At 61.6% G+C, this 19,344-nt stretch carries 19 protein-coding genes; 9 read left to right on the forward strand and 10 right to left on the reverse strand.

Going from position 1 to position 19,344, the window contains the following annotated elements; translation table 11 throughout:
- Positions 1 to 347: 347 nt before the first annotated feature.
- Both C1N62_RS06765 and C1N62_RS06770 read right to left on the reverse strand, forming a co-directional pair.
- Positions 348 to 1,610 (reverse strand): MFS transporter, encoded by a 1,263-nt coding sequence (locus C1N62_RS06765; protein WP_137762906.1) that lies wholly within the window; start codon positions 1,608 to 1,610, stop codon positions 348 to 350.
- Positions 1,607 to 3,028, reverse strand: coding sequence for a M20 family metallopeptidase (locus C1N62_RS06770; RefSeq protein WP_137762907.1), 1,422 nt, complete (start codon positions 3,026 to 3,028; stop codon positions 1,607 to 1,609). The genes C1N62_RS06765 and C1N62_RS06770 overlap by 4 nt, the downstream gene beginning before the upstream one ends.
- Before the next feature lie 148 nt (positions 3,029 to 3,176).
- Here C1N62_RS06770 and C1N62_RS06775 point away from each other — a divergent pair, with 148 nt between their 5' ends.
- On the forward strand, positions 3,177 to 4,103 hold the full coding sequence (locus C1N62_RS06775) for a LysR family transcriptional regulator (protein WP_137762908.1): 927 nt from the start codon (positions 3,177 to 3,179) through the stop codon (positions 4,101 to 4,103).
- On the opposite strand, the gene C1N62_RS06780 is transcribed toward C1N62_RS06775, so the two are convergent.
- Complete coding sequence (locus C1N62_RS06780; protein ID WP_137762909.1) at positions 4,100 to 4,753, reverse strand: HAD family phosphatase; 654 nt, start codon at positions 4,751 to 4,753, stop codon at positions 4,100 to 4,102. The two genes, C1N62_RS06775 and C1N62_RS06780, sit on opposite strands and share 4 nt — an antisense overlap.
- A 112-nt stretch (positions 4,754 to 4,865) precedes the next feature.
- Complete coding sequence (locus tag C1N62_RS06785; RefSeq protein WP_137762910.1) at positions 4,866 to 5,210, reverse strand: GlpM family protein; 345 nt, start codon at positions 5,208 to 5,210, stop codon at positions 4,866 to 4,868.
- Positions 5,211 to 5,456: 246 nt separating this feature from the next.
- Here C1N62_RS06785 and C1N62_RS06790 point away from each other — a divergent pair, with 246 nt between their 5' ends.
- Positions 5,457 to 6,662, forward strand: a complete 1,206-nt coding sequence (locus C1N62_RS06790) for a serine hydrolase (protein WP_137762911.1) — start codon at positions 5,457 to 5,459, stop codon at positions 6,660 to 6,662.
- A gap of 52 nt (positions 6,663 to 6,714) precedes the next feature.
- Here C1N62_RS06790 and C1N62_RS06795 read toward each other — a convergent pair whose 3' ends face one another.
- The 5 genes from C1N62_RS06795 to C1N62_RS06815 form a co-directional block, all read right to left on the reverse strand.
- Complete coding sequence (locus C1N62_RS06795) at positions 6,715 to 7,998, reverse strand: HAAAP family serine/threonine permease (RefSeq protein WP_137762912.1); 1,284 nt, start codon at positions 7,996 to 7,998, stop codon at positions 6,715 to 6,717.
- Positions 7,999 to 8,458: 460 nt separating this feature from the next.
- The gene (gene deoR, locus C1N62_RS06800; protein ID WP_137762913.1) at positions 8,459 to 9,223 is read right to left on the reverse strand and encodes a DNA-binding transcriptional repressor DeoR; all 765 of its coding nucleotides are present in this window, start codon (positions 9,221 to 9,223) and stop codon (positions 8,459 to 8,461) included.
- Positions 9,224 to 9,316: 93 nt separating this feature from the next.
- Positions 9,317 to 9,922, reverse strand: a complete 606-nt coding sequence (ybjG, locus tag C1N62_RS06805; RefSeq protein WP_137762914.1) for an undecaprenyl-diphosphate phosphatase — start codon at positions 9,920 to 9,922, stop codon at positions 9,317 to 9,319.
- Positions 9,923 to 10,319: 397 nt separating this feature from the next.
- Positions 10,320 to 12,002, reverse strand: a complete 1,683-nt coding sequence (locus C1N62_RS06810) for an aspartate:alanine antiporter (protein WP_137762915.1) — start codon at positions 12,000 to 12,002, stop codon at positions 10,320 to 10,322.
- Positions 12,003 to 12,047: 45 nt separating this feature from the next.
- Complete coding sequence (locus C1N62_RS06815; protein ID WP_137762916.1) at positions 12,048 to 12,233, reverse strand: hypothetical protein; 186 nt, start codon at positions 12,231 to 12,233, stop codon at positions 12,048 to 12,050.
- 76 nt (positions 12,234 to 12,309) lie between these two features.
- Here C1N62_RS06815 and ybjM point away from each other — a divergent pair, with 76 nt between their 5' ends.
- The gene (gene ybjM / locus C1N62_RS06820; protein ID WP_137762917.1) at positions 12,310 to 12,693 is read left to right on the forward strand and encodes an inner membrane protein YbjM; all 384 of its coding nucleotides are present in this window, start codon (positions 12,310 to 12,312) and stop codon (positions 12,691 to 12,693) included.
- A gap of 42 nt (positions 12,694 to 12,735) precedes the next feature.
- On the opposite strand, the gene C1N62_RS06825 is transcribed toward ybjM, so the two are convergent.
- Complete coding sequence (locus C1N62_RS06825) at positions 12,736 to 12,999, reverse strand: GrxA family glutaredoxin (RefSeq protein WP_101826325.1); 264 nt, start codon at positions 12,997 to 12,999, stop codon at positions 12,736 to 12,738.
- A gap of 251 nt (positions 13,000 to 13,250) precedes the next feature.
- Here C1N62_RS06825 and rimK point away from each other — a divergent pair, with 251 nt between their 5' ends.
- From rimK to potI, 6 genes are all read left to right on the forward strand, one after another.
- Positions 13,251 to 14,153 (forward strand): 30S ribosomal protein S6--L-glutamate ligase, encoded by a 903-nt coding sequence (gene rimK, locus C1N62_RS06830; RefSeq protein WP_137762918.1) that lies wholly within the window; start codon positions 13,251 to 13,253, stop codon positions 14,151 to 14,153.
- Between the two features lie 106 nt (positions 14,154 to 14,259).
- Positions 14,260 to 14,739 carry a YbjN domain-containing protein gene (locus C1N62_RS06835; RefSeq protein WP_137762919.1) on the forward strand — a complete coding sequence of 160 codons (480 nt, stop codon included), beginning with the start codon at positions 14,260 to 14,262 and terminating at the stop codon, positions 14,737 to 14,739.
- A gap of 392 nt (positions 14,740 to 15,131) precedes the next feature.
- Positions 15,132 to 16,241 (forward strand): spermidine/putrescine ABC transporter substrate-binding protein PotF, encoded by a 1,110-nt coding sequence (potF, locus tag C1N62_RS06840; protein ID WP_137762920.1) that lies wholly within the window; start codon positions 15,132 to 15,134, stop codon positions 16,239 to 16,241.
- A gap of 169 nt (positions 16,242 to 16,410) precedes the next feature.
- Positions 16,411 to 17,544, forward strand: a complete 1,134-nt coding sequence (gene potG / locus C1N62_RS06845) for a putrescine ABC transporter ATP-binding subunit PotG (protein WP_137762921.1) — start codon at positions 16,411 to 16,413, stop codon at positions 17,542 to 17,544.
- 12 nt (positions 17,545 to 17,556) lie between these two features.
- On the forward strand, positions 17,557 to 18,501 hold the full coding sequence (gene potH / locus C1N62_RS06850; RefSeq protein ID WP_137762922.1) for a putrescine ABC transporter permease PotH: 945 nt from the start codon (positions 17,557 to 17,559) through the stop codon (positions 18,499 to 18,501).
- Complete coding sequence (gene potI / locus C1N62_RS06855; RefSeq protein ID WP_137762923.1) at positions 18,498 to 19,343, forward strand: putrescine ABC transporter permease PotI; 846 nt, start codon at positions 18,498 to 18,500, stop codon at positions 19,341 to 19,343. Before potH ends, potI begins: the two co-directional genes overlap by 4 nt.
- The last annotated feature ends 1 nt before the right edge of the window (position 19,344 follow it).

Genomic DNA, 19,344 nt, shown 5'->3' on the forward strand with positions numbered 1-19,344 from the left:
TGTTTTGTGCAGTTGACTAACAGTGCGAAAAATAAACGAATTTCGCGCAGGCCGCGTGTGGCAAGGCGTGGCGGCAAGCGAAGCGGCAATGGCCGCCGTGGTTGGCCCCGGTTCGGCGCGACTGGCATAAGGTGTGCATAAGCTGGGTGCACATTTCATTACAACATACTTAAAACGGGGTGCCGGGCTGACCTTGGGCCAAGGCGAAAAGGGGAAAGCGCGTGGGTTTATCAGAGGAAAAAGGGTGAACCGAAAAGAGAGGAGAAGGCAATGAGCATCGAGGCAACCAAAGCCGCTTTAACGACGCGGCTTTGCAGGGAGAACGGCCCATCCGTGGGCCGGGAAAGTCAGCGCGGCAGGCGCTGGGCGCTCATCAGTGCCACGGCACTCAGCACACTGACCGCCATCAGGTAGTAGCTCGGGGCCAGCGGCGTACCGGTGGCGCTGATCAGCAGCGTACAGAGGAAGGGCGCGAAGCCGCCAAACACCGTCACCGCCACGTTGTAGCTGATCGCCATGCCGCTGGCGCGGGTGGAGACCGGGAACAGATCCGCCATCAGCGACGGCACCGCCGCGAAGTAGATGGACTTCAGCAACGCCATCCAGCCTACCAGCAGGCAGAGCGACAGCGCCGACAGGAAGTGCGTCATCAGCCAGAAGCCGGGGAAGATGGTTACCAGCAGCAGCAACAGCGCGCCCCACATCAACGGCTGGCGGCCGACGCGCTCGGCCCACAGCCCCATCAGCGGCGTCACCACCGTCAGGATCACTCCGGCGATCAGCGTGGCGCTGAAGGCCACCTCGCCCGGCAGGTGCAGGGTCTTGGTGGCGTAGGTTGGCACATAGTTCAGCATGTAGTTAACTGCGGTGGAGACCACCATCAGGCCAATGGCGGTGAAGAAGCGCCCCTTCTGCTCGCGCGCCAGCGTCTTCACCGGCGAGTCACAGCGCGGTGCCTCGGCGGTGGCGGTCGGCTCATGGATATGGCGGCGGATATAAAGCCCCACCGGGCCAATCAGCAGGCCGAAGGCGAACGGGATGCGCCAGCCCCACGCCTGCATCTGCGGTTCGGTCAGGCAGGCCGCCAGCCCAAGGCCAAACATCGAGGCCAGCAGGGTGCTCGCGCCCTGCGTGGCGAACTGCCAACTGGCGATAAAGGCGCGCCGCTCCGGGAAGTGCTCGACCAAAAACGCCGTCGAACTGCCAAACTCACCGCCAGCGGAGAAGCCCTGAATCAGGCGCGCCACCAGTACCAGCAGCGGCGCGGCCAGCCCGATGCTCGCATAGCTCGGCATCACCACGATAATCAGCCCGCCCAGCATCATCAGGCTCATGGAGAGCAGCAGCGACGCCTTGCGGCCCGCGCGGTCGGCATAGGCCCCCAGCACCACCGCCCCCAGCGGGCGGATCAGGAAGGAGACGCCGAAGCTGCCGAATGCCAGCAGCAGCGACACCGAGGGATCGGCGGTAGGGAAGAAGGCGTGGGCAATGTAGGCGGCGAAAAAGCCATACACCGCGATGTCGAACCACTCCAGCGCGTTGCCGATGCAGGTGGCGAACAGGGTTTTGTAGAGGCTGGGGCGCGTGGCCGTCAGGGTCAGGGTACTCATGGCGTCACCTCCCCGGCGGTGGTGGCGGTCTGGCGCAGCGGGTGATCAGGCTCGCCCAGCGCCCACAGCAGCTCCGTCATGATCGCCAGCCCCTCGCGCGCCACTGGCTTGAGCATGTGCTCATCGGCGGCGTGCTGGCCGCAGGCCGGGTAGGAGTGGGGGATCCAGAGGGTCGGCAGGCCAAGGATGTCGGCAAACACATCGTTGGGCAGCGAGCCGCCAAGGTTGGGCAGCAGCGCCGGTTTTTTGCCGCTGGCGCGCGCCATCACCCCCAGCGCCCAGCCCACCAGCGGATCGTCCGGGTCGAGGCGGGTGGCTGGCGTGCCGCGGATCACCTCCACCTCCACATCCGGGAAGCCAGCGGCATCAAGGTAGTGGCGCAGGTGGTCAGCCAATGCCGTCCAGTCCGTGCCGACCACAAAGCGCAGCTGGCAGGTGGCGCTGGCTTGCGGCGGGATGGCGTTCATCGGCTGCTGCGGGTTGCCCGCGAGGAAACTCAGCACCTCCAGCGTGTTCCAGCCAAACAGGCGCTCGGCTGGCGTCAGCCCCGGCTCGCCCCAGTTGGCGTCAATCTCCGGGTCGCCCGGCTGGCCACCGGCCTCCAGCTCGCCAAGGATGGCGCGCAGCGCCGGGGTGAGGGCCGGTGGCTTCAGCGCCGCCACCTGCAACGCGCCGTGTGCATCCACCAGCGCCGCCAGCGCGTTCGCCAGCCGGGTGGCCGGGTTGCTCAATACGCCGCCCCAGTTGCCGGAGTGGTAGGCGCGCGGGCGGGCATGGATGCTCAGGCGGAAGTTGACACAGCCGCGTGAGCCGAGGAACAGCGTCGGGCGCGCCGCGCTCATGCGCGGGCCATCGGCAGCGATAAACAGGTCAGCCGCCAGCGCCTCACGTTCGCGGCGGCAAATCTCCGCCAGCCCCGGTGAACTGATCTCCTCGCCCATCTCAAACAGCCACTTGCAGTTAAAGCCGAGTCGGCCCCCGCGCGCGGCGTAGACCTGCTCCAGTGCCGCCAGATTGACGCTGTGCTGCCCCTTGTTGTCGGCGGAGCCGCGCCCATACCAGCGGTCACCCTCCTCAACCAGTGCCCACGGGGTGAGGCCGCTGCGCCAGCTCTCCGCCTCGCCGTTCACCACGTCGCCGTGGCCGTAGCAGAGCAGCGTCGGCAGCGCCGGGTCTTCAATGCGGCTGGCGATCAGGAAGGGAGGCTGGCCAGCCAGTGGGTTCTCCACCTGTTGCAGATCAAAGCCCAGAGCGGCCAGCGCCGGGCCGATCTCCTGGCTCAGGTAGCGCGTCAGGTGGGGGGATTGCGGGTCGCGTTGGCTCTCGGTGACGCAGGCCACGCGGCGCGCCAGGGTGTCACGGAAGGCGCCACTGTCAAACCAGCCCAGCGCCTGAGCCACTGCATGTTGTGCTGTCATAAAATTTCCCTGTCGTGATTATTATTTTCCTCTCCATCTAAGCCAATCGACAGGGTTGCCACAATAATAATAATTGCAAGCGAGCATTGCTTTGAATATAAAGCTCGGGTGCCCAATTATGAGGCATGCATCATTATGGGGCAGCCTTATGCACAGCACCGAGATCCGCTACTTTCTGGCGGTGGCCGATACCGGCTCACTCACCGCCGCCAGCCAGCAACTGTTTGTCGCTGTCTCAGCCATCAGCCGCCAGATCCAGCGGCTTGAGGCGCGGGTTGGCGCGCCGCTGTTTGAGCGCCATGCGCGCGGCATGGTGCTGAACGACGCGGGGCAAATTCTGGAGAACCATGTGCGTCGCACTATGCGTGATATGGAGTACGCGGTGGCGGAGATTCAGGGGTTGCGGGCAGTGCGGCGCACCCTGATCCGGGTCGCCTGTACCGATGGCATGGCCTTCGACCTGCTGCCCACGCTGTTGACCCGCTTCCGGGCGCAGAACCCGGCCGTCTCTTTCCACTTGCAGGCGGGATCGGCGATGGAGGTGGCGGAGATGCTGCGGCGCGGTGAGGCCGAGGTGGCGCTGCAACTTAGTCTGGCACCGGAGCGCGGCGTGGAGGTGATCAGCACGCAGCCCGCGCCAGTGCTGCTGCTGATGCGCCCTGACCACCCACTGGCCGAGGGGCCGGTGGATCTGGCTGGCCTGCATACCTATCCGCTGGCGTTGCCGGAGCCGGGCACCACCATCCGCCAGCTGTTCGATCTCTCCTGCCGGATGAGCGGCACCTTTCTGGAGCCGGCCTTTAGCTGCAACAACTTCTCCGGCCTCTACCACTTCGTGTTGCACACGCCACAGGCGCTCACCATATGTAGCCACTTCACGCTGCTGTTCCGCGCCCGTCAGGATGGGATGCGGCTACGCAACCTCAACGTCAGCCAGCTCAGCCAGCGTACCCTACAGCTCCAGACGCCAGCCGGGCTGCGGCCCTCGGCGGCGCTGAAGCTGTTACTGGCCTTTTTGCAGGAGGAGATTGAGCGGGAGGGCGCTGCCTTCTGGCGCGACTTTGGCCTCGCCTAGCGCTGCCAGGCGCGCACCTGCCAGCCGCTGCGGCTCGCCAGTGCGTGCAGGTCGGGGGCCGGGTTGATCACGCTGGCATGGTCAACGCGCTCCAGCAGCAGGCGATCCTGAATCGAGTCGCTGTAGCCGTGCAGCGCGCGGAACGGCTCGCCGCGCCAGTTTGCCAGCCACGCCTCCACCCGTTCGGTGTGGGTGAGCAGGGTATCCTCCGGGTCTGGCGCGCCGGTGTAGCGATCGTCGGCGATCTCCGCCAACGGCGCGAGGGCATGGTGCGCGCCGAGCGTCAGGGCGATGGGGCCGAGCAGGGCATGGCTACAGGCGGAGAAGATGATCAGGGTATCGCCGCGCTCGCGGTGCCACTGCAACTGGCGGCGAGCAGCCGGGTAGAGACGCGGCAAAATATCGCGACGGGTGAAGCGATCGACCCAGCCAGCCACGGTGCGGCAGCTAAAGCCGGTGAGTGTCGCCATCGTCAGCAGCCGGTACTCCTCACGCGTCAGCTCGCCACGGCGCGCCTGCTCCAGCAGCACCGGCTGGCGGCGCACCAGCTCTGGCGGGGCGAAGCCCTGCGACACCAGCCAGCGCAGCCACAGGGCGGCGCTATCTTCACACATCAACGTCTCGTCAAGGTCGAACAGGGCTAAATCCATGGCGTACCTCCGGGTCAGCGTGGGCTTCTGACAGCGTAGACGCCACCGGGCGCGGCGTCAGGGAGGCTCAGGCTAAATCAGAAAAGTGACACGCTGACGACAGGGGCCGCCGTTACCCCTGCCCGTGCCAGCGGTTCCAGCCCTGAATGAGCAGCCAGGCCGCCGCCGTCCAGCAGGCCACCCCAGCCAGCAGCGCCAACGGCAGCCGCAGCACGCCGAGCAGGAAGTAGAGCGAGATCAGGTAGACCAGATAGGGGATCACCGCCCAGATGCCAAACAGGATGGTGGTGCGTAGCGCCTCAAGGGAGCGCTCGGTGCCCACGATGTAGTGGGCAATCAGCGCAAAGGTCGGGAACAGCGGCACCAGCCCGGCAATGTAGTAATTCTTGGTCTTCGACAACAGGCCGATCAGCACCACCACCAGCGCGCCGATCGCCGCCTTAATCAGCAATCCCATAACCCATTCATCCTGAAAGAAAAGAGGCCACACCATGCCTGAGCGCCGCGCCGGGGTCAATCCACCCGGCGGGTCGGCGCGATAAGCGCGGGGAAATTTTGCTTAAGAAGTGCCAGGTGGGCAAAAACTTTACATATTGAAGGTTTATCAGCGGGTAAAAAAAATGCTAGGTTTGCATGTTATGTCGCAACAAGCTGATTGAAAGCGCGCATTTTCAATTATCTGAATGGAAACGCTGATAAGCCGATGAACAACGCCCCCGTATTTTCACCCCGTCTTCTGGCTGGCGCCGGCGTGCTGCTGCTGGCTACCGCCGCGCAGGCCGCCGACGCGCCCACCGCCCCGCAGATCAATGCCCGTGCCTTTGTGCTGATGGACTACAGCAGCGGCAAGATCCTGTCCCAGTCCAACCCCGATGCCCGCCTCGATCCGGCCAGCCTGACCAAAATCATGGCCAGCTACGTGGTGGGCCAGTCCATCAAGGCGAAAAAGATCACGCCGGATGACATGGTGACCGTCGGCAAAGATGCGTGGGCCACCGGCAACCCCGTGCTGCGCGGCTCCTCGCTGATGTTCCTCAAACCCGGCGACCGCGTGCCGGTGTCGGAACTGAACAAGGGGATCGTCATCCAGTCCGGCAATGACGCCAGCATCGCGCTGGCGGACTACGTGGCTGGCAGCCAGGACGCCTTTGTCCGCTTGATGAACACCTACGCACAGGCGCTGGGGTTGCAGAACACCCACTTCCTGACGGTGCATGGGCTGGACGCGGAGGGGCAGTACAGCACCGCCCGCGACATGGCGGTAATGACGCAGGCGCTGATCCGCGACACGCCGGATGAGTACGCGCTGCACAAGGAGAAGGAGTTCACCTTCAACCGCATCCGCCAGGTGAACCGCAACCGCCTGCTGTGGAGTATTAACCTGAACGTCGATGGCGTCAAGACCGGCTACACCTCCGGCGCTGGCTACAATCTGGTCTCCTCCGCCAGCGACAACGGGATGCGGCTTATCTCGGTGGTGCTGGGCGCGCCAAGCGACAATGTGCGCTTCAATGAGAGCCAGACGCTGCTCACCTGGGGCTTCCGTTTCTTTGAGACCGCGACGCCGATCAAGGCGGGCGCGCCCTTTGTCAGCCAGCGCGTTTGGTTTGGCGATCGCAATGAGGTGCCGCTCGGCGTGGCGCAGGATGCGGCCATCACCATTCCGCGTGGCGAGATGAAGAACCTGAAGGCCAGCTTCACCCTCAGCCAGCCGCAGTTGCAGGCCCCGCTGGCGAAGAATCAGGCGGTCGGCACCATCAACTTTGAGCTGAATGGCAAGGTGGTGGAGCAGCGGCCGCTGGTGGCACTTGAAGAGGTGAAAGAGGGCGGCTTCATCAGCCGGTTGTGGGATCGCATCATGATGCAGCTTTCGAGCTGGTTTGGTGGCTGGTTCGGCGACAAGTCCTGAGCCGGAGCCATAAAAAAAGAGCGCCGCGGCGCTCTTTTTTGTGTGTCTCGCCCTACAGGCTGTAGAGGATGGCGGAGATGGAGATCAGGCCCACCAGCACCACAAAGACGTTGCTGACCGCGCCGCTGTATTTGCGCATCGCTGGTACTTTACGGATGGCGTACATCGGCATCAGGAACAGCAGTACCGCGATCACCGGGCCGCCCAGCGTCTCGATCATGCCGAGGATGCTCGGGTTGTACGTCGCCACCAGCCAGGTGGTCACCAGCATGAAGCCCGCGGTGATGCGGTTCAGCTTGCTTACCGGCAGGCTCTTGCCACGGCTGCGCAGCGCCTTGGTCATCATGCCGTTCAGGCCCTCACGCGCACCCAGATAGTGGCCGAGGAAGGACTTGGTGATGGCGACAAAGGCAATGAACGGCGCCAGGTAGGCGATCATCGGGTTGTTAAAGTGGTTCGCCAGATAGGAGAGGATGGAGATGTTCTGATCCTTGGCAGCCATCAGGTCAGCCGGGGACAGGCTCAGCACGCAGCTGAAGACAAAGAACATCACCGTCACCACCATCATCAGGTGGCTGCGCGCCAGAATCGAGGCACATTTGCGCTCAGCATCCACGCCATACTCTTCACGCTTGGCCACGGCAAAGGCGGAGATAATCGGCGAGTGGTTGAAGGCAAACACCATCACCGGCAGCGCCAGCCACAGCGTCATCAGCAGACCCTTACCGCCCGCGGACGCAGAGACGTTGACGTTCTCGAACAGCGCGGTGCTCCAGTTGGGGATCAGGTAGAGGGCCAGCAGCATCAGGATGGCGACAAACGGGAACACCAGGATGCTCATGGTTTTCACGATCAGCGCCTCGCCGAAGCGGACGATGGTCATCAGGCCGACAATCAGGATCAGCGCCAGCAGCGCGCGCGGCGGGGCATTCAGGTGCATCTGGTGGATGATGAAGCTCTCCACCGTGTTGGTGATCGCCACGCTGTAGACCAGCAGGATCGGGTAGATGGCGAAGAAGTAGAGCAGGGTGATCAGCTTGCCCGCGCCGGTGCCGAAGTGCTCTTCCACCACTTCCGTGATGTCCTCACCGGGATTTTTACCGGAGAGCACAAAGCGGCAGAGGCCGCGGTGGGCGAAGTAGGTCATCGGGAAGGCCAGCAGCGCCATGATGACCAGTGGGATCAGGCCGCCAACGCCAGCATTGATCGGAAGGAACAGCACGCCCGCGCCGATGGCGGTGCCATACAGCCCCAGCATCCACATGGTGTCGCTTTTGCGCCAGCCCAGCCCTGAGCCGGCTGGCGCGGTGAGTGTACCCGTTTGTGTAGTGTCCATAGTGCCTCCGCGTGAACACGTTGAGAGAAAATGCCGGTGGGCCGGCATCAGCCTGCCTGAACAGGCTGGTTAAAAAATATTCTTTTGTTGAAGTGCCATCTTAACGTTTTTTGTTTTGCATCATGCCGGGGTTACGTGACTTGCACAAGTCCCTGAACGGCAATGCGATATTTTGTCCTGCAACCTTCTCCGCCCGTGGCAGCGGCGCGCGCCACAATAGCGATCCGTGGTGAAAACATCCGTGATCGCCTTCGCAAATGCACAATAAGATTATGAGTAACGGCAGGCAGCCAATATCTCACCGCCTGATGGCTTTTTAGCCAGCGGAATCTGCTGGAGTTGACGGGGCAGCAGCATAACCAACAACGCAAACGTTTGCTATCCCCCGTCAGAGGGAATTCGCGCTGTTTGACGCGATTTTAACCAGTCTGGCGGGGGAGAGGGGAAGGGAAGGCGAGCCTTAGCTCAGCAGGGTGATGCGGTGCTCCTTGAGGTAGCGGGCGTAGGCTGGCTCGGGCGGGCGGTTGGTGATCACGGTATCAAACAGCGTCAAATCGCCGACGCGCGCCGGTTTCACCTTGCCAAATTTGGTGTGATCCACCACCAGAATGCGCTGGCCTGCCCCGGCGAGGGCACGGTGCTTCATCTCAATCTCTTCAAAGTTATAACAGCTGACGCCCTGCTCCAGATGGATGCCCGCCGCCGAGATAAAGGCCTTGGTGGGGCAGATGTTCTCCATCAGGTTGCGCCCCGCCAGCGGGGTGAAGATGTAGCTGTCCGGGCGGAATTCCCCGCCGCACAGCACCACTTTGCACAGCGGTTTGTCCTGCAACGCCAGAAAGGTATTCAGCGAATAGCAGACCGCGGTGAAGGGCAGCGCCTCATCAATGGCGTCAATGATATAGGGAATCGTGGTGCCGCAGTCGAAAAACACGGTGTCATCGGCGGCGATGCACTGCGCCGCCAGCCGGCCGACGTGGCGCTTCTCCTCTACCTGCTTGCCCTGCTGGTCGGAGACAAAGTAGCTGGTGACACTGCTGGCCTTCGGATCAATCACCACATAGCCGCCCAGCAGCACCACGCTGGAGGGTTGGGCGCTCAGGTCGCGCCGGATGGTCATCTCCGAGACCCCGAGCAGCGCGGCGGCCTCTTTCAGGTGAATTTTGTCTGACCGTTTCAATGCCTGAACCAGCCGTTGGATGCGTTCTTCGCGTCGAGTTTCCATTCCTGACCTCGTTCTCTGTACAGGGTGTCCATACTAACGTGATAACGGCAGGCGGAAAATCAGAAAAGGCCCGCGCCGGGGCCTTTTGTTCACTCAGTGGCGTGTCCAGCCCTTGCGGATCGGGATGGCAAAGCAGAAGCGGTAGAGGCGCTCCAGCCGCGGCGCAATGGCCGAACCAAACAGGTTCCACACCAGCTGTGAGAAGAGGCAACCAACGCCACCAGCCAGCAGGCCGCCCACCATGTCCAGCGGCCAGTGCACGCCGAGGTAGACCCGCGACCAGGCGATGGCGCAGGCCACGACCATCAGCACCGCGCCAGACCAAGGGCGGTGCCAGCTCAGGAAGGCCAACGCAAAGGTGAAGATCACGGTGCCGTGGTTGCTGGGGAAGGAGTCATCGGGCGCATGTGGCAGGAAGTTATAGCCAACGCCCTCGACAAAGGGGCGCGCGTGCGGGTAGAGCAGGGAGACGCTGGTGGTGGCGGCCATCGCGAAGCAGACGGCGATAAAGGTCTTACATGCCAGCTCACGCTGGTGGGTGATGCTCTCATGCCGTCCCCATAGCCACAGTCCGGCGATCAGCAGTGGCACAATCGCGATCAGGTCACGCGCCACAAAGGTCGCCAGCCGCACCAGCCACAGCGGCGAGTCGGGGGTGGCATTTATCCAGCTAAACAGTTGGTGGTTCAGTTGTTCCATCAATTCTCCCTCATATCACGGCAGCACATCACAGCGCGCTATCCAAAAGAGGCACACATTAGGGGCGCGCCTGTGGCGAGTAAAGGGGGAAAATCCTAATGGGGGAGCACGTTTAGGGTTGATTTAAGCAATAAAAATCCGCCGGTTGCGGCCCGGCCTGCCGCCGTGGGGCGGTGAGGGAAAAGGTAAGCAGGTAACGTGGCGAAACGATCGCCAAGAAAAAACCCGGTAGTCTTGAACCTGGAAACAGGCGGGACTATCGGGCTCTCCAAAGTGGGGACATCAAAGAAAAGCAGTGGCACTGATTAAGACTGCGCCGCCTGGGGAAAGTTCGGGCGGCGCGGCGCTTTTTCGATAAAATTATTGCAATTTTTTATATGGCTGATTGATCAAGGGATTACAGCCCCGGCCAGATCACCACGATCAGCGTACCGGCCAGCGTCAGCAGCACGTTGGCGATGGCGTAGGTGCCCGCATAGCCGAGCGCCGGAATGTTGCTGCGGGCGGTGTCGCTGATGATCTCCATCGCCGGGGCGCAGGTGCGTGCGCCCATCAGCGCGCCGAACAGCAGGGCGCGGTTCATCTTCAGCACAAAGGCACCGAACATAAAGCAGATCACCACCGGCACCAGACTCACCACCAGTCCGGCCAGCAGCATCTGGCCGCCAATCGCGCCCAGCCCCTGGGTGATGCTACTGCCAGCGCTCAGGCCGACGCCCGCCATAAACACCATCAGGCCAAACTCTTTCACCATGTTCAGCGCCCCCTGCGGGATATAGCCGAAGGTTGGGTGGTTGGCACGCAGGAAGCCCAGCAGGATGCCAGCGAACAGCAGCCCGGCGGCGTTGCCGATGCCAAAGGAGAAGTTGTGGAACTGGAAGGTGATCATCCCGACCATCAGGCCGATGATGAAGAAGGCGCAGAAGGCCAGCAGATCCGTCACCTGGCTGTGGACGGAGATAAAGCCGACGCGATCCGCCACGCTCTTCACCCGGCGCGCGTCGCCGCTCACCTGCAACACGTCACCCTTGTTAAGCACCGTGCTGTCGTCAATCGGCATCTCAATCTGGCTGCGGATCACCCGGTTCAGGAAGCAGCCGTGGTCGGTCAGCTTGATCTGGCTCAGGCGCTTGCCGACGGCGTTGTTGTTCTTCACCACGATCTCTTCAGTGACGATGCGCATGTCCAGCAGGTCGCGGTCAAACACCTCTTTGCCGTTGCGGAAGCTCGGGTCGAGCCGCGCATGGGCATCCGGGTAGCCCACCAGCGCAATCTCATCGCCCACCTGCAACACCGCGTCGCCATCCGGCGTCGCCAGAATGCCGTTGCGGCGGATGCGCTCAATGTAGCAGCCGGTCTGGCGGTAGATGCCCAGCTCGCGCAGGTTCTTGCCATCCGCCCAGGCCACCAGCTCCTGGCCGACGCGGTAGGCGCGGATCACCGGCAGGTAGACCTTGCGCTGGCTGTCGGCGTCCAGCCCGCGCTCGCGCGCGATTTGCTGGGCGCTGGTGGGCAGATCCTGATGTTGCAGCTTTGGCAGGTAGCGCGCGCCGAAGATCAGGCTCACCAGCCCAATCAGGTAGGTGAGGGCGTAGCCAAGGCTAAGGTTGTTCTGCGCGGCAGTGAGCAGCTCACCGTTGCCGAGGGTGTTGCGCAGCGTATCGCCCGCGCCCACCAGCACCGGGGTGGAGGTCATCGCGCCCGCCAACATCCCGGCGGTCAGGCCGATGTCCCAGCCAAACAGCTTGCCGAGGCCAAGGGCGATCAGCATCGCGCTGGTGACCATCACCAGCGCCAACATCAGGTAATTTTTGCCGTCGCGGAAAAAGATCGAGAAAAAGTTAGGCCCGGCTTCCACGCCGACACAGAAAATAAACAACATAAAGCCCAGGCTCAGCGCCTCGGTATTGATCGCGAAGTGCTGCTGGCCAAGGATCAGGGAAACCACTAATACGCCAATGGAATTTCCCAGCTGAATGGAACCAAGCCGCAGCTTGCCCAGACAGAGTCCGAGCGCCAAAACAACGAACAGTAACAGGACGTAATTCCCGTTTAACAAATTAGAGACGTTTATATTCACGTGGGTTAACTTATTGTTTACCAACAAATTCTTGATATGAGAGGGTTAACGATATAAATTCAGCAGCATTATATTTGAAGCGGACAGCAAAATCGCCAGGGGATCGAACTCCTCTATCACAACGCGATGATGCGCGACAGTGTAGCCCCAAGCCCGCCCTTCAGCCAGATAAAAACCGGTAAAAACCGGATGTAAACATGTTTTATGTTGTTGGCGCAGCACGTCTTTCATCGCAAGGAAGCAGGATCTGATGTTCCCCCGGCCAGCATGGCCCGGTGGGCGTTTTCCCCTCTATAAAGGAAGCAAGATGGCGTATATCCAGTCGAGATTCGGTTCACTCCTCTGCGGCGCACTGTTTTTGGCCGTGTTTGTCGCACTGAAGACCGAGACGGTCAGCGTGCGTCACCTCGCGCCCGGCCCGGAGTATGGCCTGCTGCTGTTCGCCATTCCCGGTTTCATCACCGCCTGGCTCATCGATCACCGCTGCCTGACCGCCGCTCTCTATGGCGGGCTGCTGGCGCTGCCTTTCTGCTACCTGATTCGCGTGCTGTTCTTCGTGCGGGTGCGCACCCTGCCACAGGAGCTGGCCTACGCTGCCAGCGCCATCTTCTGGTGCGTGCTGGGGGCGCTGCTGTTTCTACTGGCGCAGCACTTTGTCAGAACCCTGCGCGCCACCAGACGGCGGACATAAAAAAAGGCGCTCCATGAGCGCCTTTTTTGTCACACCAAAAGATTACTGGAACAGGGCCAGGTGCTCTTTTGCGTATGCTTCGAAATCAGTGCAACCGCCGATGTGTTTCTGATCCAGGAAGATCTGCGGCACCGTTTCAACCGGTTTGCCGACGGTCTTTTCCAGGTCTGCCTTGGTAATGCCTTCCGCGTGGATGTCCACGTAGCGGAAGTTGAAATCATCACGTTCTTCGGTCAGTTTTTCAGCCAGCTCTTTAGCACGGACACAGTACGGACAGCCCGGACGCCCAAAAATCACTGCAAACATGGAAACTCCTTAGTTAACGTGCCTGTAAAGGACTTGAGAATAAACCATCAAAATGTGCCGGGCCATGCACGCCGAAAATGAAACAGAGTGGCGTTGCACAAAAAACGTTACCTGGCGCATTAACTTTTGTTGTTGCCGCTACTATGCCGGGCGAAAGCCGGAAACAAAAGCAGGAATTACCTGTTACTCTGATTTATCTGGCCTATTGCTGCTTATGCCACCGCCCGGTGGCAAGAGAGGGAGAGAATGCCGTGAAACTCGCCATTTTGTCACGTGATGAGACGCTCTACTCCAGTCGGCGGCTGCGTGAGGCGGCAGAGCAGCGTGGGCATGAGGTGGAGGTTATCGACCCGCTCTCCTGCTACATGGGCATCAACCCGGCGGCGCCGACCATCCACTATCGGGGGCGGCAATTGGCCCCCTTTCAGGCGGTGATCCCGCGCATCAGCCCCTCCATCACCTTCTACGGCACCGCGGTGCTGCGCCAGTTTGAGATGCTCGGCAGCTTTCCACTCAATGAGTCGGTCGCCATCACCCGCGCGCGTGACAAACTGCGCTCACTGCAACTTCTGGCGCGCGCTGGCATCGATCTGCCGGTTACCGGTTTTGCCCATTCACCGGACGATACCCATGACTTGATCGCGTTAGTCGGCGGCGCGCCGCTGGTGGTTAAATTGGTGGAGGGCACGCAGGGCATCGGCGTGGTGCTGGCAGAGACCCAGCAGGCGGCGGAGAGCGTGATTGACGCCTTCCGTGGCCTCAACGCCCACATTCTGGTGCAGGAGTATATCCGCGAGGCCAACGGGTGCGATGTGCGCTGTCTGGTGATTGGCCGTAAGGTGGCGGCGGCGGTGGAGCGCCGGGCGCGTCCCGGTGACTTTCGCTCCAACCTGCACCGGGGCGGCAGCGCGCACCCGGTGGAGATCAGCGAGCAGGAGCGGGCCATCGCCCTGAAGGCCACCGCCGCGCTGGGGCTGGAGGTGGCTGGCGTGGACATCTTGCGCGCCGCCCGTGGCCCGCTGGTGATGGAGGTCAACGCCTCGCCGGGGCTGGAGGGCACCGAGGCCGCCACCGGTCTCGATCTGGCCGGAATGATGATAGACTATATCGACCGGCGTATGCGGCGCGGCCACCGGCTGAAAACCGGCGGTTAAATCTGAAACCCGTCGCTAAGCCGGTGATTGTGCATGGCGTTGCGCGGCAATATTCCGTAAGCTATGCCCCTTTTCCCATCTCCGTAACCCGTGAGGCAGACTAACTATGGATTCACTCGCCATCCCCGACTTGGCGCTGCTGCGCCGCTGGCTGGATCAGCTGGGGATATCATTCTTTGAGTGTGATTCCTGTCAGGCTCTCCATCTGCCGCATATGCAGAATTTTGAAGGCATTTTTGATGCCAAGATTGACCTGGTGGATAACGTGATTTTGTATTCGGCGCTGGCCGAAGTGAAGCCGACCGCGCTGATCCCGCTGTTTGCCGACCTGAGCCAGATCAACGCCAGCTCGCTGTCGGCCAAGGCCTTCATTGATATTCAGGATGACAACCTGCCGAAGCTGATTGTCTGCCAGTCAGTGGGGGTGGCCGCCGGTATCACCCTCGAGCAGTTCGCCAGCTTTATGCAGCAGGGCGAGGAGCAGCTCTCCATGATCATCCTGGAGGCGCGAGCCAATGACCTGCTGTTCTTGGGCGATGAAGAAGACCCGATGCCGCCGCAAGAGAGCCTGCACCTGTTGCACTGATCCCTTTTGCCGCTTCCCGGCGGCAAATCTTCCCTTCCCACCGTTTTTCGCCGTTTTATTCTGTCACTTTGGCCTTATGGCCAGATATTGCTTGCCACTTTTTGCCCATCTGGTCTATTACGTAGACAATGAGTGCATAAAAAATCGATAAAAGGCGTTTTTTACGCTGGACTATGGTGTGACGCGGCAACTGCGGTTATGCTTCATGTTCTGTGTAGGGCCTGCGATACCCCTGAAAAACCAAGCGGTTAATCCGGTAATGGGCACGCCCGGCGCGTTGCATGGCTATGCAGCGGCCGCGGCCGTCATGGCGCTAAGTCAGGAAAGGTTTTGTATCCTTTTGAGATACAAGTTCAATTCTATGATTCACCCTGTTTTGGAGGTAGTTACGGATGTTCACCCCGCGTAAAAAGTGGTTGTCGGGTGTCGTGGCCGGCCTGTTGATGGCAGCGTCCGTTACGGCGTCAGCGGAAGAGAAAACGCTGCATGTGTATAACTGGTCGGACTATATCGCGCCCGATACCCTAGCCAATTTCCAGAAAGAGACCGGCATCAAGGTGGTGTATGACGTCTTCGACTCCAATGAGGTGCTCGAGGGCAAGTTGATGGCTGGTAGCACCGGCTTTGATCTGGTGGTGCCCTCCGCCAGCTTCCTGGAGCGCCAGCTGGGCGCCGGGGTGTTCCAGCCGCTCGACAAGAGTAAGCTGCCGAACTACAAAAACCTCGACCCGGAGCTGATGAAGCTGGTCGCCAAGCATGACCCGGACAACAAATACGCCATCCCTTACCTGTGGGCCACCACCGGCATTGGCTATAACGTTGACAAGGTGAAGGCTGCGCTGGGCGCGGACGCGCCGGTCAATAGCTGGGATCTGGTACTGAAGCCGGAGAATCTGGCGAAGCTTAAGGGCTGCGGCGTCTCCTTCCTGGATGCGCCGGAGGAGATCTTCGCCACCGTGCTGAACTATCTGGGCAAAGACCCGAACAGCAGCAACGCCTCGGACTACAGCACCGCGGCCACCGACCTGCTGCTCCAGCTGCGCCCGAGCATCCGCTACTTCCACTCGTCGCAATATATCAATGACCTGGCGAATGGCGACATCTGCGTGGCAGTTGGCTGGGCGGGCGACGTAATGCAGGCGGCCAACCGCGCCAAAGAGGCGAAAAATGGCGTCAACATTGCCTACAGCATCCCGAAAGAGGGGGCGCTGGCCTTCTTTGATGTCTTCGCGATGCCAGCGGACGCCAAGAACACCGATGAGGCCTACCAGTTCCTCAACTACCTGATGAAGCCGGATGTGATCGCCAAGATCAGTAACACCGTCTACTACGCCAACGGCAATCAGGCGGCCACCCCGCTGGTGAACGAGGAGGTGCGCAACAACCCCGGCATCTACCCGCCGGCTGACGTGCGCGCCAAGCTGTTCACGCTGAAGGTGCAGGAGCCGAAAATTGACCGTGTGCGCACCCGCGCCTGGACCAAGGTAAAGAGCGGCAAATAAGCCGCCACTGACGCCACGCCCCCGCGCGGGGCGGGCTGCCAGCTCCCCTCGGGCTGGCATTGCCTCCAAACCCTGACAAAACAGGCGGTTTCCCCCGCCTGTTACTATTATTGATAGTGTTGCATGGTGTCATGCAGCGTTGACCCGCTTTTGCCGGAGAGCACATTGAGTGAATGACGCGATTCCCCGCCCACAGCCCAAGTCCCAAAAAGTAGTCACTCCACTGCTGGAGATCCGTAACCTGACCAAATCCTTCGACGGCCAACATGCCGTGGATGACGTCAGCCTGACCATCTATAAGGGCGAGATCTTTGCCCTGCTGGGCGCGTCTGGCTGCGGCAAGTCGACCCTGCTGCGGATGCTGGCTGGCTTTGAGTCGCCGAGCCACGGGCAGATCATGCTGGATGGGCAGGATATGTCACACGTGCCGCCCTACAAGCGGCCGATCAACATGATGTTCCAGTCCTACGCGCTCTTCCCGCACATGACGGTGGAGCAGAACATCGCCTTTGGCCTGAAACAGGACAAACTGCCAGCCGCCGAGATCAAGGCACGGGTGGCGGAGATGCTGTCGCTGGTACACATGGACGAGTATGCCCGCCGCAAGCCGCACCAGCTCTCTGGCGGCCAGCGCCAGCGTGTCGCGTTGGCGCGCAGTCTGGCGAAACGCCCGAAGCTGCTGCTGCTCGATGAGCCAATGGGCGCGCTCGACAAGAAGTTGCGCGACCGGATGCAGCTGGAGGTGGTGGACATCCTGGAGCGCGTCGGCGTCACCTGCGTGATGGTGACCCACGACCAGGAGGAGGCGATGACCATGGCTGGCCGCATTGCCATCATGAACCGCGGCAAGTTCGTGCAGATTGGTGAGCCGGAGGAGATCTACGAGCACCCGAACACCCGTTTCAGCGCCGAGTTTATCGGCTCGGTCAACGTGTTTGAGGGTGTGTTGCAGGAGCGGCGCAACGACGCGCTGGTGATCGCCAGCCCCGGCCTGCGCCACCCGCTGCTGGTGGACGCGGACGCCACGGTGATGGACAACGTGCCGGTCAGCATCGCGCTGCGCCCGGAGAAGATCGCCCTGTGCCACGAGGTGCCAGCCAACGGCTGCAACTTCGCTGTGGGGGAGGTGGTCAACATCGCCTATCTGGGCGACCTCTCCATCTACCACGTGCGGCTCCACAGCGGCCAGATTATCACCGCCCAACTGCAAAACGACCATCGCTACCGCAAAGGCATGCCCACCTGGGGCGATGAGATCAGCCTCTGCTGGGAAGCAGACAGCTGTGTCGTACTGACGGCCTGATCAGGAGGAGCCATGTCCCTGTTATCCGAACAGCCGGCGGCGGCCAGCCCGCAGCCGGGCTGGTTTACCCGCCTGCGCCGCGCCCACGGCCGCAAGCTGGTGATTGCGCTGCCGCTGATCTGGCTGCTGTTGCTGTTTATGCTGCCGTTCCTGATCGTGTTCAAGATCAGTCTGGCCGAGATGGCGCGCGCCATTCCCCCCTACACCGAGCTGACCAGCTGGGCCGATGGCGTGCTCAGCATCGCGCTCAACTTCAGCAACTACCTGTCGTTGACCGAAGACCCGCTCTATTTCGACGCCTACCTCCAGTCGTTGCGCGTTGCGGCGGTTTCGACCCTCTGCTGTCTGGCGATCGGCTACCCGCTGGCTTGGGCGATTGCCCACAGCAAGCCCTCGTCACGCAACATATTGCTGTTGCTGGTGATTTTGCCGTCGTGGACGTCATTCTTGATCCGCGTCTACGCCTGGATGGGGATTTTGAAGAACAACGGCGTGCTGAACAATGTGCTGATGTGGGCTGGCGTCATCGACCAGCCGCTGGTGATCCTGCACACCAATCTGGCGGTCTATATCGGCGTGGTCTACTCCTACCTGCCGTTTATGGTGCTGCCGATCTACACCGCGCTGACCCGGCTCGACTACTCGCTGGTGGAGGCGTCGATGGATCTCGGCGCGCGACCGCTGAAGACCTTCTTCCAGGTGATTGTGCCGCTGACCAAGGGCGGCATCATCGCTGGCTCGATGCTGGTGTTTATCCCGGCGGTGGGCGAGTACGTGATCCCGGAGCTGCTTGGCGGCCCGGACAGCATCATGATTGGCCGCGTGCTGTGGCAGGAGTTCTTCAATAACCGCGACTGGCCGGTGGCCTCGTCGGTGGCGATTGTGATGCTGCTGCTGCTGATTGTGCCGATCCTCTGGTTCCATAAACATCAAAACCGTAGCCTGGAGGCCGAATGAGCAGTTTACCGGTAGTGCGCTCCCCGTGGCGCATCGTGATTCTGGTGCTGGCTTTCACCTTCCTCTATGCGCCGATGCTGATGCTGGTGATCTACTCCTTCAACAGCTCCAAGCTGGTGACGGTGTGGGCCGGCTGGTCGGTGCGCTGGTATGGTCAGCTGTTCCACGATACGGCGATGATCAATGCCGTGGGCCTCAGCCTGAGCATCGCCGCCTGCGCGGCGACGGCGGCGGTGATCCTCGGCACGCTGGCGGCGGTGGTGATGGTGCGCTTTGGCCGCTTCCGTGGCTCGACCGGCTTCGCCTTTATGCTCACCGCGCCGCTGGTGATGCCAGACGTGATCACCGGCCTGTCGCTGCTGCTGCTGTTCGTGGCGCTGGGCCACGCCATTGGCTGGCCGCAGGAGCGGGGGATGTTTACCATCTTCCTGGCACACGTCACCTTCTGTACCGCCTACGTTGCGGTGGTGATTGGCTCCCGCCTGCGCGAGCTGGATCGCTCCATCGAGGAGGCGGCGATGGATCTGGGCGCCGCGCCGCTGAAGGTGTTCTTCGTCATCACCGTGCCAATGATTGCCCCGGCGATTGTTTCCGGCTGGCTGCTGGCCTTCACCCTGTCGCTGGACGATCTGGTGATCGCCAGCTTCGTCTCCGGGCCGGGTGCCACCACGCTGCCGATGCTGGTCTTCTCCAGCGTGCGCCTTGGTGTCAACCCAGAGATCAACGCGCTGGCATCACTGATCCTGCTGGTAGTGGGGATTATCGGCCTGTTCGCCTGGTGGTTTATGGCGCGGGCAGAAAAGCAGCGGGTGCGCGATTTGCAGCGGGCTGCACGTAGCTGAT

It is taken from the genome of Nissabacter sp. SGAir0207 (genome assembly GCF_005491205.1).
Lineage (GTDB): Bacteria > Pseudomonadota > Gammaproteobacteria > Enterobacterales > Enterobacteriaceae > Chimaeribacter.